This is a genomic window from Rhodopila sp., assembly GCF_035548095.1.
Classification (GTDB): domain Bacteria; phylum Pseudomonadota; class Alphaproteobacteria; order Acetobacterales; family Acetobacteraceae; genus Rhodopila.
Genome location: NZ_DASZUV010000008.1, coordinates 28,276 through 42,470 on the forward strand (window position 1 = coordinate 28,276; position 14,195 = coordinate 42,470).

General features: G+C 64.3%; 17 protein-coding genes and 1 pseudogene. 15 read left to right on the plus strand and 3 right to left on the minus strand.

Annotated elements, in window-relative coordinates:
• Positions 1-303 (minus strand): DUF1778 domain-containing protein, encoded by a 303-nt coding sequence (locus tag VHC04_RS08265; RefSeq protein ID WP_325679937.1) that lies wholly within the window; start codon positions 301-303, stop codon positions 1-3.
• A gap of 156 nt (positions 304-459) precedes the next feature.
• Here VHC04_RS08265 and VHC04_RS08270 point away from each other — a divergent pair, with 156 nt between their 5' ends.
• The 4 genes from VHC04_RS08270 (at position 460) to VHC04_RS08285 (ending at position 3,852) form a co-directional block, all read left to right on the plus strand.
• On the plus strand, positions 460-795 hold the full coding sequence (locus VHC04_RS08270; RefSeq protein WP_325679939.1) for a helix-turn-helix domain-containing protein: 336 nt from the start codon (positions 460-462) through the stop codon (positions 793-795).
• Positions 788-2,035, plus strand: a complete 1,248-nt coding sequence (locus tag VHC04_RS08275) for a type II toxin-antitoxin system HipA family toxin (protein WP_325679941.1) — start codon at positions 788-790, stop codon at positions 2,033-2,035. The genes VHC04_RS08270 and VHC04_RS08275 overlap by 8 nt, the downstream gene beginning before the upstream one ends.
• Positions 2,032-3,153 carry a hypothetical protein gene (locus tag VHC04_RS08280; protein ID WP_325679943.1) on the plus strand — a complete coding sequence of 374 codons (1,122 nt, stop codon included), beginning with the start codon at positions 2,032-2,034 and terminating at the stop codon, positions 3,151-3,153. The genes VHC04_RS08275 and VHC04_RS08280 overlap by 4 nt, the downstream gene beginning before the upstream one ends.
• 138 nt (positions 3,154-3,291) lie before the next feature.
• Positions 3,292-3,852, plus strand: coding sequence for a YdeI/OmpD-associated family protein (locus VHC04_RS08285; protein WP_325679945.1), 561 nt, complete (start codon positions 3,292-3,294; stop codon positions 3,850-3,852).
• Between the two features lie 202 nt (positions 3,853-4,054).
• Here the strand turns inward: VHC04_RS08285 and VHC04_RS08290 are convergent, their stop codons facing one another.
• Complete coding sequence (locus VHC04_RS08290; RefSeq protein ID WP_325679947.1) at positions 4,055-4,354, minus strand: hypothetical protein; 300 nt, start codon at positions 4,352-4,354, stop codon at positions 4,055-4,057.
• Between the two features lie 259 nt (positions 4,355-4,613).
• Positions 4,614-6,032: an IS1182 family transposase gene (locus VHC04_RS08295; RefSeq protein ID WP_325679949.1), complete on the minus strand. Its 1,419-nt coding sequence runs from the start codon at positions 6,030-6,032 to the stop codon at positions 4,614-4,616.
• Positions 6,033-6,259: 227 nt separating this feature from the next.
• Between VHC04_RS08295 and VHC04_RS23035 the strand changes: the two genes are divergently transcribed.
• The 11 genes and pseudogenes from VHC04_RS23035 to VHC04_RS08345 all read left to right on the plus strand — a co-directional run bounded on the left by VHC04_RS23035 (position 6,260) and on the right by VHC04_RS08345 (position 14,155).
• A complete protein-coding gene (locus VHC04_RS23035) occupies positions 6,260-6,880 on the plus strand; it encodes a nucleotidyltransferase domain-containing protein (RefSeq protein ID WP_408903793.1) in 621 nt (206 codons plus the stop codon).
• A gap of 89 nt (positions 6,881-6,969) precedes the next feature.
• A protein-coding gene (locus tag VHC04_RS08300; protein ID WP_325679951.1) for an IS630 family transposase occupies positions 6,970-7,916 on the plus strand; the annotation gives its coding sequence in 2 pieces (ribosomal slippage) (positions 6,970-7,309 and positions 7,309-7,916; 948 coding nt in all).
• Positions 7,917-8,113: 197 nt separating this feature from the next.
• A pseudogene (locus tag VHC04_RS08305) lies at positions 8,114-9,066 on the plus strand (ArdC family protein).
• Positions 9,063-9,434: a DUF2958 domain-containing protein gene (locus VHC04_RS08310; protein ID WP_325679953.1), complete on the plus strand. Its 372-nt coding sequence runs from the start codon at positions 9,063-9,065 to the stop codon at positions 9,432-9,434. The pseudogene VHC04_RS08305 and the gene VHC04_RS08310 overlap by 4 nt, the downstream one beginning before the upstream one ends.
• Before the next feature lie 177 nt (positions 9,435-9,611).
• Positions 9,612-11,765: a chromosome partitioning protein ParB gene (locus tag VHC04_RS08315; RefSeq protein ID WP_325679956.1), complete on the plus strand. Its 2,154-nt coding sequence runs from the start codon at positions 9,612-9,614 to the stop codon at positions 11,763-11,765.
• A 60-nt stretch (positions 11,766-11,825) separates the two neighbouring features.
• Entirely contained in the window at positions 11,826-12,047 is a 222-nt protein-coding gene (locus VHC04_RS08320) for a hypothetical protein (protein ID WP_325679958.1), read from the plus strand.
• Positions 12,048-12,118: 71 nt separating this feature from the next.
• Complete coding sequence (locus VHC04_RS08325) at positions 12,119-12,772, plus strand: hypothetical protein (RefSeq protein ID WP_325679960.1); 654 nt, start codon at positions 12,119-12,121, stop codon at positions 12,770-12,772.
• A gap of 1 nt (position 12,773) precedes the next feature.
• Positions 12,774-12,968: a hypothetical protein gene (locus tag VHC04_RS08330; RefSeq protein WP_325679962.1), complete on the plus strand. Its 195-nt coding sequence runs from the start codon at positions 12,774-12,776 to the stop codon at positions 12,966-12,968.
• Positions 12,969-13,041: 73 nt separating this feature from the next.
• Positions 13,042-13,467: a hypothetical protein gene (locus VHC04_RS08335; protein WP_325679964.1), complete on the plus strand. Its 426-nt coding sequence runs from the start codon at positions 13,042-13,044 to the stop codon at positions 13,465-13,467.
• The gene (locus VHC04_RS08340; RefSeq protein WP_325679966.1) at positions 13,464-13,784 is read left to right on the plus strand and encodes a DUF6117 family protein; all 321 of its coding nucleotides are present in this window, start codon (positions 13,464-13,466) and stop codon (positions 13,782-13,784) included. The genes VHC04_RS08335 and VHC04_RS08340 overlap by 4 nt, the downstream gene beginning before the upstream one ends.
• A 62-nt stretch (positions 13,785-13,846) precedes the next feature.
• Positions 13,847-14,155, plus strand: coding sequence for a DUF4326 domain-containing protein (locus tag VHC04_RS08345; protein ID WP_325679968.1), 309 nt, complete (start codon positions 13,847-13,849; stop codon positions 14,153-14,155).
• Positions 14,156-14,195: the final 40 nt, after the last annotated feature.

Consider the following 14,195-nt stretch of genomic DNA (forward strand, 5'->3'; position numbering starts at 1 on the left):
TCAAACGCCGGCTCGCTCGCGATAACGGCGCACCGTGTCACGGAGACGATCATTGACTGGTTTCGGGTTTAACAGCGCATCAACGAAAGCCTCGCTGTCACGCACCGAGAGAGTGAGTTGGCTGTGTTCCTCGATCGCGCGCCGGGCAGCATCCTGCACGCTTGTCAGCACGAAGTCGGTCACGGTCCGCCCCTGCAGTGCCGCAGCGCGCTCAATGAGATTCTTCTGCTCGGCGGTCACGCGGGTCTCGAGACGTTCGCCACGAACCCGGCTGCGAGCCGACTTCCGTATAGCTTCTGTCATCTGTTCAGCTCTCCCCTCGGTTGTGTATAATGTACGGCCAATGGCCGGGCGTTTCAAGTGCTGCCGCCAAAGCAGCGGCGGGGCGCTCCTTCCCGGTAGAGAATTTGTAAGCTTCATGCTACATAAATAGCGTCTTGGTAGCATAAAGAACACAAAATGCCGACGCCACACCATCCTCCTGCCGCCGTGCGGCGCGTCCTGCGCAAGCTTGGCGCGGACATCCACGACGCCCGTCGTCGCCGACGGCTGCCCATGGCGGTCGTGGCCGAGCGCGCCTTTACGTCCCGCTCGACCCTCCAGAGGGTCGAAGCCGGCGACGCCAATGTCAGCATCGGTATTTATGCCGCCGTCCTGCAGGCGCTTGGCCTGCTCGAGGGCCTGGGCGAGATCGCCGACATCGCCCGCGACAGCGTCGGCCAAGCCCTGGCCAGCGCGGAGCTGCCGAAGCGCGTACGTCTCAAGCGCCCCCCGAGGCCGACCGATCATGGCTGACATCGAAGTCCATATCGACCTCAAGGGACGCACACGTCCGGTCGGCCTGGCGCGCAGCAACAAAGTGCGCGGCACTGAGACTGTCGTCTTCGAGTATGCGCCGGAATGGCTCGCCGATCCGGAACGCTTCTCGATCGAGCCTGCCCTCGCGTTGACCCGCGGCGGCTTCGCGCCGCCGGCCGGACAAGCCATCTTCGGGTCCCTCGGCGACTCAGCCCCCGACACCTGGGGGCGCCGCCTCATGCAGCGCGCCGAGCGGCGTTCGGCCGAGCGCGAAGGCCGCGCGGTCCGAACCCTCGCCGAAAGCGATTATCTTCTCGGCGTCGCCGATGAGACCCGTCTTGGCGCGCTACGATTCCGCTGGGCAGGCGATAACGTGTTTCAGGCGCCGCTTCGCGCGGGCGTGCCCGCCCTGATCGAGCTCGGGCGTCTCCTCGCCGTGACGGAGCGCGTTCTTCGCGACGAGGAGACGGACGAGGATCTCCAGCTCATCTTCGCACCCGGATCATCGCTTGGGGGTTCACGCCCCAAGGCATCGATCATCGATCAGCATGGCCACCTCTCCATCGCGAAGTTCCCCAAGGAAACCGACGACTACAGCTTGGAGACCTGGGAGGAGATTGCCTTACGCCTGGCGGCGCGGGCCGGCATCGCCACGCCCTCCCACGAATTGCTGCGGGTCGGCGGCAAGGCGGTGCTCCTGTCTCGGCGCTTCGATCGGCACGGCGCCATTCGCATTCCCTTCCTCTCCGCCATGGCGATGACGGGATCGAAGGACGGCGAGCGCGGCCGCTATCCCGAAATCGTCGATGCGTTGACGCGGGACGGGGCGCAAGCGAAGACCGACGCGCAGGCGCTGTATCGTCGCGTCGCCCTCAACGTGCTGATCTCGAATGTGGATGATCACCTGCGCAATCACGGCTTCCTGTGGCTCGGCAAGGCGGGCTGGTCGCTCTCCCCGGTCTATGACCTCAACCCCGTCCCGACCGATCTCAAGGCCCGGGTGCTGACGACGAATATCGATCTGGACGAAGGCACCTGCTCGATCGATCTCCTCGAGGCGGCCTCCGAGTACTTCGGCCTCGGCCTCGCGCCAGCGCGCGCCATCATCAAGGAAGTTGCGGTCGTGACGGCGACCTGGCGGGAGATCGCGAAAGAAGCCGGCGCCCGGCCCGCCGAGATCACCCGCATGGCCAGCGCTTTTGAGCACGACGATCTCAAGCGGGCGTTGGCGCTGTGACGCGAACCTTTATCCATAGCTTCGACCCTGCATCTGCCAGCCCCGTCGCTGGCCCAACCGTCGATCTGGAGGTTTCTGAGATCGAGGATGCTGGCATCCGCGAAGTGCTTCAAACTCCCGGCGCTGCTTATGGCGCCTGGTCCATTCTGGATGCCCTGCTCGCAGCGACTGGTCCGGGCACGCCCTTCATCTTCAAGGAACCTCTGGGACAAGCGCGCGAGGTGAAGGTCGCGCTGTCAGGTCTGTTCGGGCGCTTTGTGGCGCGCGCGTATCTCGAGCGCTATCTCAACCTTTCCATCTTCGCGCACCTCGCGAGCCGATCGCTGCTTCTTGATGGTCGGCGCCGCATCGACATCGTCCGCCGCTTCCGCGGCGATCTGCCGGATTGGGTGGCCTGCGCCGCCGATCTCACTTCCCTGACGGTGGCCGAGGCCAAAGGCTGCCATGACCCCAGCGGTCCCGGCAAAGCGCTTACGAGGGGATGGACGCAGGCCCAGCGCATTGACGTGACGGCCAGAGGACGGAAGGTGACGATCAAGCGCGTGGCGATCGCGACGCGCTGGGGCGCAGCGTTAAATGGGCCGGCGCAGGCATATCTGTCGGTCCGCGATCCGGTCGACGAGGGTGAGCCGATCGATGCGGAAGACAAGGACGCCGTCTTCATCGGGCTCCTTCGTCACCACATCGCCAACCTCATCGACCCCCTCGGCCATGCCGAACTCGCCGGTGCGCTTCGACGCCTCGCTCGCGAACGCATGCAAAGCGGGCTTCAGCGCGACGTCGCGAGCGCCCGAGTTCTCTTGAATGCTGCGCCCATACGGGAAGTGGATGGGCCGAGCGCTATTGACGGGCTCGTGGGTGGAATCGTGACACGGGCGGGACCCCTGACCGACGCGACGGCAGGTCCTGTCGATCAGGACGTGCTCGCCCGCCTCAACCTACGCCCGGTCTTTGTCGGCATAGAGCGGAATCTCATCGACGCGGCAATCGAGGGCGAGACTAACACGGTGCGCGAGCGGTTAGTCACCAGCACGCACGATGAATTCGCGCGTCCCGATCGCGCCGGCGGATGGGTGATCCCGCTTGGCGCGGGCCGTCGCATCATCGGAAGCGCTTAGCGACGTTCATCAATGGCAGCGCCGAGCGTAGACGCAGCCGTTTTTGATCCTGTTGCCTCGATCGATATCGGTCGGCCAATTCTCGGCAAACGTCACCCGCGAATGAGTATAGGCAGCTTCTAACAACGGAGGTGCAGCATGGAGATGGCGTATCGAGAGCGGTGGCAAGCTGAGATTGCCGAGCTGCAAAGGATATTGTCCAAGTTCGATCTTCGTGAGGAATGCAAGTGGGGAAAGCCCTGCTACGCGCTGGATGGAAAAAACGTCGTCATTATTCAGGACTTCAAAGAATATTGTGCGTTGGGCTTCTTTCAGGGTGCGCTGCTGAAGGACACGAAGAAGCTGCTGGTGCAACTCGGGCAGGTTCACGCGGCGCGGGTGATGAAGTTCACCAGCGTCGGGGAGATTGCGGCCAAGACAGCCACCATCAACGCCTATGTGCGCGAGGCCGTGGCGGCCGCGCAGGCCGGAATGAAGGTCGAGACGAAGCCCCCCAAGATTCCCGTACCCAAGGAGTTAAAGGAGAAGTTCCGCGACGACCCGCGATTCAAGCGCGCCTTCGAGGCGCTGACGCCAGGTCGGCAAAGGGGATACCTGCTTCACTTCGCCGGCGCGAAGCTGTCTGGGACACGGGTCGCGCGAATTGAGAAGGCGATGCCGGCGATCTTCGAAGGACGGGGGTTCCTGGAGCGGCGATAGACCGAATTGTTTGATTTTGTTGCCGCTGTCGTAGCTCAACTACGATAACTCATCCTTTCTCAAATGGGGAAAGCCCTTTCCCTGCGGTCGAGCCTCAAGAGGTCTCAGCCAACCCTTCAGCGGCGATACTCTCGCGCCGCCGAGCGGGAGCGTGAAGAACCGACCGACGCTATCGGTCGTGGCGTCCGCAATCCTGAAGTGTTCACTTCGGTGGAAACTCCGGCACGCTTTCCATCAAATGAGTCTTATGTTCGAGCACGTCATCAGCCACGAGCGCGAGGCCAGCATTGTATTGGTCGCTCGTTCGCCACTCATCAAGCGCGCCGCGATTCTCCCACTTGGCAGGCGACCAGAAGAAGCTGGCCTTCTCGACGTCTCGATACACCGTCATCTTCCCTGGCCCTAAGGCACCACAATTTTTCAAGAAGTGTGCTTCTCTTTCTGGCTTCACAATCCAGGTATCGACTGTCCAGATGGGCTCGCCTGCATCTAGCTGTGGCATCGTTCCGACCTCGTCGACATTAATCTATCCGGGGTAAAAGTTCGATCTCTTGACGCCGTCTGGCAAGGGCCAGGTCCAGAACAGCCGAGCACAGTTGATGGCATCCATGTGCCTCTAGTTCCCTTGCCTGATAGGGGAAAGCCTTCCCCTGCGGCCGAGCCTCGGTCTCGGCCGACCCCTTCTGCGGGGAGACCCCCAGGCTGTGCAAGAACTTGATACCACGTGATCGACTGCGGCGGCTGCAAAGCGGGCTTGCGGTTCAGCTCGGCGTGATCGCCGCAGCGCCGAAGGCATTCGCGGCGTGGAGGATATTGAACGCGAGGACTGAGAGTGCCGCTTCGGCCTTCACCGCCCTCAGTCCTCTAGTTAGGAATCTTCCGCCACCTGACATACGCTTGATTGTCCCGAACGGGTGCTCGACCGTGCACCGGCGGATCCTCATCAGGCTGGGGTTGGCGTAGATTCTCGCTTCCATGCGATCGAGCGCCCCCTGATCGACCAGGCGATGGATCGTGCGCTGGGCGCCTGGCGTACATCGCGGTTTCAGGCGGCAGCTCGCACAAGCCGGCGTGCGATAGCGGATCGCCCGGTTCCGTGTATGGAGGCCGGACGGTCGCAGCGTCTCTCCGGCCGGGCAACGGATAGTGTCGCTGGCGTCGTCGTAGACGAACTGGGCCGGTCGGAAATGATCGGAACTCATAGCGCCGCGTTTGATCGGAGCGGCCACCTCTATGCCCTCTCGCTCGCAGCGGGCGATCTCCTCAGCATTGGAGTAGCCACCGTCCGTCAGGACCTGGATCTCATCGACCTCCAGCACTTTCTTTGCCGCCGCCGAGACGGGATGCAGCATGTGGCTGTCGTTGGCGTCGTTGTAGACGTCATGATGGACGATCAGTCCGCTATCGACGTCGACCACGCTCTGAAGATTATACGATGGCATCTTGGGCGCGCGGACGTAGCCCATCGGCTTCGCCTCAGGCTCGCCGAAGACCAGCACCTTTTCTTCGCGGCGTTCCAGCTCCTGCTGCCGTCGGACCAACCGATCCTTCCGTCTCCGCAGGGAAGCGATGGCTGCGCTGAAGCTCTCCCGATGCAGCGGCTGATCGTCGAAGCCCTGGGCCACCGTCTCGTCGATGATGTCGAGCCGGTCGAGATAGTAGGCGATCTCCTTTTCGGTGTGCGCGATATCGCGGCCGAGCCGTTCAGCGCCCGCGATGTTTTTTGGGCTCGCCACTGCCCGCATCTTCGTGCCGTCGATCGCCACAACGCGGCCACCCACAAGCCCATGCTCTCGGCAAAATTGAACGAAAGCCGCACTGGCTGCGACGATCGCCTCCGGGTTGTCATGCCGAAACGCGGCGATGGTTCGGTAGTCGGGAGCCAAGCGCCGCAGGAGCCACATGGCCTCCAGGTCGCGCACGCAGGCTCTTTCGAGATGACGGGATGAACGGACTTGGTTGAGGTATCCCCAGATGTAGAGTCGGAGCACGTCACCGGGCTGGAATCCCGGCCTGCCCGTCGCGGCCGCGATGACCCGGTCGAAGCCCAGTTCGGCCAGGTCCAGACTCGCGACGAAAGCATCGACGACGCGGACGAGAGCGTCTGGCGCTACGTAGTCGTCGATGCAGGGTGGCAGCAGGCTGATCTGATCTCTGCTATCGCCCTCGATGAAGCCCACAGCGCACCTCCACCACCATCAAGGCGTTGATTCTACGATGATTTGCGAGTTTGGACCAATCTAGTGAATGGGGTGCCGCGAACGAAGAGAGGCAAGCGCTACGAACATCCAGTTTGCGGAAGGATGGCCGGCGGCACTATCGACCCTAGTGGGCTGTCGGGAGCGGCTGCTTGCAGGCATAGGCCGAGAAGCTAACCTCCCTCGGAAATGAGCCGTCGGGCGTTGCAATGAACCGGAGCGTCAAACACTGGGATGGACCGGGCGTTGAAGCTTGGTGCGGAGCATGGACCCCCGCCGAAGTGGCTCAGAAGCTCGTGGGTGTGGAAGTTCCCTGGTGCGTGGTTGGTGGTTGGGCCATCGACCTGTTTCTGGGCCGCCAGACCAGGCCGCATGGCGATCTGGAAATCGCCGTGGCCCGGTCTGACTTTCCGGCAATACGAGCCTGCCTCGATGCCTACGCGTTCCACGCTGTCAAGTCAGGTGAGGTGAGAGCGCTATCCCCAGAAGAACCGCTACCCGCGGAGGTGAACCAAGCTTGGGCCCTCGATCGCGAAGCTCAGCTATGGCGCGTTGACGTCATGCAGGAGCCTGGGGATCGCGACACATGGGTTTTCCGCCGCGACGAGCTCATCACTGCGCCACGGCGCGCCCTTGTCTCATCGGACGCCGCCATCCCACATCTCCGACCGGAGGGCGTTCTCCTGTACAAGGCCAAGGCGTGCCGCCCGAAGGACGAAGCTGATTTCGCAGCATGCCTTCCGAGCCTTGATTCCAGCGCGCGTAGATGGCTAGCACAGGCGATCGAGAAGTCGCACCCAAACCACGCGTGGCTGGCTGCGCTAGTCTAGAGCGTTTTCCGGTCGAGTTGAATCGTTGAGGATTCTCAAGAGGCGCGTGTTCTGATTCAAACGGTCTGCCGGATCGGAGGCCGGCAGGCATGGCTCGCAGCTTGTCTCTGGATCTTCGCGAACGGGTCGCTACAGCGGTTTCAGGCGGGATGTCGCGGCGCCAGGCTGCGGAGCGTTTCGGGGTGAGCGTATCGAGCGCGATCCGCTGGTGCGCTCGCGACAATCAGATGGGCAGTCCGGCTGCGAAGCCGCGCGGCGGGGACCGGCACTCGGCGCGGATCGAGGCGCAGAGGGAGCAGATCCTTGCCCTGGTCGATGAGCGCGACGACATCACGCTGGCCGAGTTGCAGGCGCATCTGGCCGAGCGGGGACATCGCTTCGGCATCGGCACGCTATGGCGCTTCTTCGCCCGCCATGGGCTCACTTGGAAAAAAAGACCGCGCACGCGGCGGAGCAGGAGCGCCCCGACATCCTGAAGCGGCGCCGGGACTGGTTCGAGAGCCAGCCCGATCTCGATCCGCAGCGCCTCGTCTTCATCGATGAGACCTGGGCCTCGACCAACATGGCCCGGCGCTACGGCCGCAGTGCTCGCGGCGAGAGACTGCGCTCGGGCGTGCCGCACGGCCATTGGCGGACGACGACCTTCGTGGCCGGCCTGCGGCTTGCTGGCATGGTCGCGCCTATGGTGCTGGACGGTCCGATCAATGGTGCAGCCTTCCAGGCCTATGTCGATCAGGTGCTCGTGCCGGAGCTGAAGCCCGGCGACATCGTCATCATGGACAATCTCGGCTCCCACAAGGGCGCCGGCGTGCGCGCGGCGATCGAGGCCGCAGGGGCGAGCCTGCTCTACCTGCCGCCCTACAGCCCCGACTTTAACCCGATCGAGAACGCCTTCTCGAAGCTCAAAGCCCTGCTGCGCAAGGCCGCAGAGCGAACGCGCGACAGTCTCTGGAGCAGGATCGCAGACATCATCCCGCTCTTCTCATCAGCCGAATGCGCCAACTTCTTCAAAGCCGCGGGATATGACCCAGAATGACCGGAAAACGCTCTAACGTCCGCTTGCCACCCCGACAAATGTTCGACTTGTCTGCCTAGCGTGCAGTGGCTCTGCGTTCGGGTTTTCGCACAGCCTGCCCCGCAACGCCCCCTTTAGAGTGAGAGTGCGGACCGGCTTTGCCGTGACGGGTTGAGGGCTGGAGGAGAGGCCTCCGGCGCCCGTCGCGGAGAACCGCGATGTCCAGGCATGAACGCAATGCTCGCTCCGGCGCCGACCGGACGAGCCTTTACGACGACATCACCAACAAGATCATCGCCGAGCTGGAGGCCGGGCGCGTACCCTGGTCCAGCCGTGGGGCACGGCGGCGGCGAAGGCGCCGCTCGCCATGCCGGCGAATGCCGTGACCACGCGGCAATATTCCGGCATCAACGTGCTGATCCTCTGGGGCACCGTGATCGAGCACGGCTTTCCGATCCAGAGCTGGCTGACCTTTCGCCAAGCGCTGTCGGTCGGCGGTCACGTGCGCAAAGGCGAGCGAGGCACTACCGTCGTCTATGCCGACCGGTTCATTCCCGATGAAGAACGGCGACGCGCGGAGGAGGCCGGCGAGGAAGCGCAGGCAATTCCGTTCCTCAAACGCTTCACCGTGTTCAACATCGCTCAATGTGAGGATATGCCCGGCGACCTCGCGGTCGCGCCGCCTGCGCCCGAGCCTGGCATGATCGAGCCACGGGTCGAGGCACCGATCAAGGCGACCAGCATCGACTTCCGCATCGGAGGCAATCGCGCCTTCTACATGCCGGCGGCCGACTATGTGCAAGTACCTCCCCCGCAGGCGTATTTCGAAACCATCAATTGGCATCGCACCGCGCTGCATGAACTCGGCCACGCGACAGGCCATGCGTCCCGTCTCGGCCGCGACCTTTCCGGCTCCTTCGGTTCGAAAAAGTATGCCTTCGAAGAGCTGGTCGCCGAAATGAATGCGGCCTTCTGCTGCGCCTCCATCGGCATTGTCCCGACCGTGCGCCATGCCGATTACATCGGCTCGTGGCTCGAGGTGCTGCACGAAGACAATCGCGCGATCGTACGTGCTGCATCGCAGGCCAGCAAGGCGGCCGACTGGCTGCTTGCGTTTCTCCCCGAGGCCGCAACAGGCAGCGTATCCGCGAATGACAGGAGGGCGGCATGATCCTCCTCACCGATGACCTGCGCGAGCGTCTGCTCGCCAACGGACGTGATCGCGGGGCCGACCACCTGCCCGTGGTCAAGTTCTTCAACCCGCTGGGCGAAGGCGTCTGGCTCGCGACCGAGCTGGACGCAGACGGGGACACGCTCTTCGGCCTCGCCGATCTCGGCTCGCCCGAGCTAGGCAGCTTCTCGCTCGAGGAAATCGCTTCGATCCTCCTGCCGTTCGGCATGGGAATCGAGCGTGACATTCTCTTTATCGGCGACTTTCCGATCTCGGTCTGGGCGGAGGCCGCCCGCGAGGCGGGAAGCATTCGAGCGGCCGAGCGCATTCTCTACCGAGCTGCTTCGCCACGTCGTGGCGGCGCGTGAGGCGCACATCCAGAAATCCGCAAAGCCGGAAACGCACACTTCCGTATCTCCGCCTCTGCGGAAAACCGGATCATCTGCTGGCGGCGCCGTCCTCAGAGGTAGAGGGCGACGCTTCGCTTCGTGACGGGTTGGAAGCCGAGAGAGAGGCTCTCGGCGCCCGTCGCGGAGTAACCCGACATGGCAAAAGCTGCCAAGAAGATCGTCTTCTCGCGCTCGCGCGACATCCCCTTCAACAAGCTCGTGCTCTCGGAAGCCAACGTCCGGCGAACCCGGCCGGAAGCCGACCTCGACGAGCTGGTCCACGACATCGGGAGACGCGAGGACCTCGTCCAGGGCCTCAACGTCCGCGCAATTCTCGACGAGGACGGCAACGAGACCGGCATGTTCGAGATCCCGGCCGGCGGGCGCCGCTATCGCGCCATCGAGCGCCTGGTAAAGGCCAAGCGCTTCCCGAAGGACGGACTCGTCCCCTGCGTCGTCCGGAAGTCCGACACGAAGATCCTCGCCGAAGACGACTCCCTCGCCGAGAACCTACTGCGCGCGGGTCTTCATCCACTCGACCAATTCCGCGCGTTCCAGGACATGCTCGACAAGGGCATGACCGAGGAGGAAATCGCCGCGGCTTACCTCACGACCGTGCAGGTCGTGAAGCAGCGGCTGCGTCTCAATGCGGTCTCGCCCGTCCTGCGCGACGCTTATGCCCAGGAGAGCATGACGCTCGACATGTTGATGGCCTTCACCGTCAACCCCGATCATGAGCGTCAGGAACAGGTGTGGGAAGCCGTGCAGCATTCGTACAATCGGCAACCGTTCCATATCCGCCAGTTGCTGACCGAGACCACGATCCCGGCCTCCGACAAACGCGCACGCTTCATCGGCGTCGACGCATATGTCGCTGCCGGGGGCGCGGTGCTGCGCGACCTGTTCGAAGACGATAACGGTGGCTGGCTTCAGGACCCAGCGCTGCTTCATCGCCTGGTCGGCGAGCGGCTCAAGACCGTGGCCGAGGAGATCGCCAACGAAGGCTGGAAGTGGGTGAAAATCGACCTCGACCTTCCGCATGGCTACGATCAAGGCTTGCGCCAGATCACCGGCTCTTTCGTCGATCTCAGCGACGAGGAACGGGCCGAACGCGAGACGCTGCGCGCGGAGTACGATCGGCTCGAGGCGGAGTATGACGGCGCCGACGAGCTCCCGGACGAGATCGATCAGCGGCTGGGCGAGATCGAGGAGGCTCTCGACGCCTTCGAGAAGCGCCCGGTCGTCTACGATCCCGCCGAGATTGCTCGCGCCGGGGTCTTCGTCAGCGTGGATCGCGACGGCGACATCGTGGTCGACCGTGGCTATGTGCGGCCCGAAGACGAAGCGCCCGTTGCCGTCGGCGGGGGCGACGCCGAGATCGATGGCGAGGACGGCAGGATTGATGCTTCCGCATCACCGTCCGTTCAGCGCGCTGTCATCACCATCGGCGGACAAGACCCGGAGAGCGACGACGATGAGGACGATGCTGGCGTCAAACCGCTGCCCGAGCGCCTGGTCATCGAGCTCACCGCGCATCGCACGCTGGCGCTGCGTGAATCAGTCGCCAACAACCCGCACGTCGCTCTCACGGCGCTCCTGCACAAACTGGTGCTTGACGCCTTCAAGCGCAACGCGCACGGCTCCGCCGTTGAGGCAGCGGTTCGGGAGGTCCACTTCCCCGTTCAGGCCACCGACCTGAAGGACAGCGCTTCCGCCAAGGCCATCCAGGCCCGTGTGGAAGCGTGGAAGGCTGACATGCCGCTCGAGGACGACGAGCGGCTGTGGGACTGGATCGCGGCGCTTGACGATGCGAGCCGTCTCGCACTGCTCGCGCACTGCGTCAGCTACGGGATCAACGCTCTTTATGAGCGCCCGAATCCCTATAGCGGCAACGGGGTCTCCCAGCACGGGCTCGACCGGCGGATGCGCGACGCCGATCGGCTCGCGCGCGCCACGGGCCTCGACATGGTGGAGGCTGGCTGGCGTCCGACCGTTGGGAACTATCTCGGCCGCGTCACCAAGAGCCGGATCGTCGAAGCCGTGCGGGAAGCGCTCGGCGAAGAGAAGGCGCAGCTCATCGACCACCTCAAGAAGGCCGACATGGCCAAGGAGGCCGAGCGTCTGCTCGCGGATACCGGCTGGCTACCGGAGCCGCTGCGTCCCGCCGATCCCGACGCAACGAGCACGGCGGACGCGAGCCAGGCCGACGGTGACGATGCGCTGCCGGCCTTCCTCGCCGACGATGAGGACGAGCAGCCGGGTGACGGCGAAGTCGACGCCGACGACCCGGCGATGATCGCCGCCGAGTGACGCGCCCGCGGCGGGGGCGGCTTCGGTCGCTCCCGCCATTTCTCAACAAGGAGCATTCCGATGACCAAGCACAGCTCGGCCACGCCGCGCCGCGTCGTCTTTCAGTATCTCGTGCCCGTCCATGTCGAGGTCGAAGACGGCCTCGTCTGCGCCGTGACGGTGATCGACGAAACGCCCGTCGAGAACCCGACCTTCGTCGAAGGGCACGCCGACTATCTCGATGAAGCGGTGAAGGCCGCGGATGACGGTCAGTCCTGGCCCTCGTGGGAGTTCGGCTACTAGCCAGCTCCCTCCCCAATCAACCCTCAACCGCCCGGCCCTCGCGCCGGGCTTTCTCGTTTCAGGAGTCTCTCATGCCCACTTACACGATCGAGACCACATACCGTGTGCCCGTCTACAGGCAGCGGACTTATGACGCCGCGACACCCGCTGAAGCCTGTCGCCAGGCCATCGAGGACGATGACTGGTCCAACGACAAGCTCGACTACGAGGCCGCTGGTGAAACTTACGTCACCGGCATCTGGCTCGGTGCCGACGCGGCCTATTCGGGTGAGACCGTCCCGACCCCATCGCACTTCGATGAGGCCATCCAGCGCAAGGCCGCGCACTTCGAGGTGTTGTTCGGTCTCCTCAAGATCGTCGTTGCAGACCAGACCGCTGAGCGACGGACAGACGCCTATTGGCTCAGGCGAGCCACCGCGGCAATCGCAAAGGCCGAGGCGATCATCGAGGGCGCCCGCGATCCTGACGAACCCGTCGCGGCGCCGCGCCCCTCTCACGTGCTCGCGCAGCTCCAGGAGGATCGCGTTCGCGACCAGATCGGGTCGATCATCGAGACCGATTCCGACTTCGCAGGTCTGACGGCAGACGCCGTGTCGGATGACGACGTTCACGCCGCTTGCCTGTCCGTCGCCGCCAGCATCGACCTCACCGAGGAAATTGGCGCAGCGGAATTCCGCGCGGCGCTCGCCGCCCTGCGAGCGGCCCAGCAGGCGAACGGAAGCTGAAATGTACGGCACCTATCTCCGCCTCGACGTCACGGTCTGGGCCAGCAGCCGAGCAATGATCCGCGCTGCTCGGCGCAAGCTCACGCGATCGGCGCGACGTGATCCGGCGAAGCGGGAGGCACGCAAGCGCTTCTACCGCGAGATGCTCGAGCATCACGCCAACGCACAGCGGCTCGTCGCCGATTTCCGGCTCTGACGCTCCAGCCGCAATCCCAACCCCTCAACCAGCCCGGCTACCGCGCCGGTCTTTGTCATTTCAGGAGCCTGTCATGGCTGACTTCTTCACCCACTTCTCCTGTCTTCTCGACGTCGGCACGCCGAAAAACGCCGCCCGTGCGCTCGATCTCTACAATCGCATGATGGAGGAGAACGCGGCGGAGGACCCGCCCTCCGAAGCGTTCCTCCTATCCATCCAGCCCGAGCACGGCGGGACACAGCTCTGGATTCGCGATGACACGACCGGCGATCCGCAGGCCGTCATCGACTTCGTGCTCCGCTGCGCGAAGGAATTCGGCCTCAGCGGACGCTGGGGTTTCCAATGGGCGAACACCTGCTCGCGCCCACGCGTGAACGCCTTCGGCGGCGGCGCGCATGTACTCGACCTCGGTCGTCGCAAGACCGTCGCATGGGTCGCGACCAATGGCTGGCTCGATCGCACAATATCCGCCCGGCCGGGAAAGCGAGGTGCGCTATGAGCATTCCCCGTCACGCGCGGGCGAATCTCGCGACGCTGCTGCGAGCCGCGGCCGGTGGCAACCTCGCGCTCATGGAATGCGCCGATGCCGTCACCGGCGAGCCGCGCTACGTCATCTGCGCCTTTGGCCGCGACGGCACGGATTTCGTGTTCACGCTGTTCGGCCTCTCACCGACGGCAATCCCTTCGACGCCTGCGTGCCGCCGTCCGCAACCCAGCCAAACGAGCCGACTCTCTGATCCCTTGCGTCGTCGCCTGTCTGGACGCGGCGGCTCGACGGTCAACGGACGAGCCGTTTCCGCATCGCGCGCGATGTGACCTGCCGAGCCTCAACCGCGTCCCGTCGCCAGTCCGCCGCAACGGGATCAGGAGACAGTCGGATGTGCAGGGTTCTCAACAAGCATCACGCAGGCGTACCGACAGGCGCCGTCTACATTGGCCGCGGCAGCAAATGGGGCAATCCGTTCCGGATCGGCCCCGACGGCGATCGCACCGCCGTCATCGCGAAATACGAGCGCTGGATCGCGGATCAGCATCACTTGCTGTGCGCGCTCGACGAGCTGCGAGGTCGCGATCTCGTCTGCTTCTGCGCGCCGCGTCCTTGCCACGGTGATCTGCTGCTGCGGCTCGCCAACGCGACGCGCGACGAGCGCATCGCGTGGTGGCGCGCGGTGAAGGCAGCGGCGTGACGAGAGGGAGAGCCTGGCCGGGACGGGTTTGAGCCGGTGC

Bases quoted from the DNA above. Each gene is read 5' to 3' on its own strand.
- VHC04_RS08265 (WP_325679937.1), bottom strand. From the start codon at position 303: ATGACAGAAGCTATACGGAAGTCGGCTCGCAGCCGGGTTCGTGGCGAA.
- VHC04_RS08270 (WP_325679939.1), top strand. From the start codon at position 460: ATGCCGACGCCACACCATCCTCCTGCCGCCGTGCGGCGCGTCCTGCGC.
- VHC04_RS08275 (WP_325679941.1), top strand. From the start codon at position 788: ATGGCTGACATCGAAGTCCATATCGACCTCAAGGGACGCACACGTCCG.
- VHC04_RS08285 (WP_325679945.1), top strand. From the start codon at position 3,292: ATGGAGATGGCGTATCGAGAGCGGTGGCAAGCTGAGATTGCCGAGCTG.
- VHC04_RS08290 (WP_325679947.1), bottom strand. From the start codon at position 4,354: ATGCCACAGCTAGATGCAGGCGAGCCCATCTGGACAGTCGATACCTGG.
- VHC04_RS23035 (WP_408903793.1), top strand. From the start codon at position 6,260: ATGAACCGGAGCGTCAAACACTGGGATGGACCGGGCGTTGAAGCTTGG.
- VHC04_RS08310 (WP_325679953.1), top strand. From the start codon at position 9,063: ATGATCCTCCTCACCGATGACCTGCGCGAGCGTCTGCTCGCCAACGGA.
- VHC04_RS08315 (WP_325679956.1), top strand. From the start codon at position 9,612: ATGGCAAAAGCTGCCAAGAAGATCGTCTTCTCGCGCTCGCGCGACATC.
- VHC04_RS08320 (WP_325679958.1), top strand. From the start codon at position 11,826: ATGACCAAGCACAGCTCGGCCACGCCGCGCCGCGTCGTCTTTCAGTAT.
- VHC04_RS08325 (WP_325679960.1), top strand. From the start codon at position 12,119: ATGCCCACTTACACGATCGAGACCACATACCGTGTGCCCGTCTACAGG.
- VHC04_RS08330 (WP_325679962.1), top strand. From the start codon at position 12,774: ATGTACGGCACCTATCTCCGCCTCGACGTCACGGTCTGGGCCAGCAGC.
- VHC04_RS08335 (WP_325679964.1), top strand. From the start codon at position 13,042: ATGGCTGACTTCTTCACCCACTTCTCCTGTCTTCTCGACGTCGGCACG.
- VHC04_RS08340 (WP_325679966.1), top strand. From the start codon at position 13,464: ATGAGCATTCCCCGTCACGCGCGGGCGAATCTCGCGACGCTGCTGCGA.
- VHC04_RS08345 (WP_325679968.1), top strand. From the start codon at position 13,847: ATGTGCAGGGTTCTCAACAAGCATCACGCAGGCGTACCGACAGGCGCC.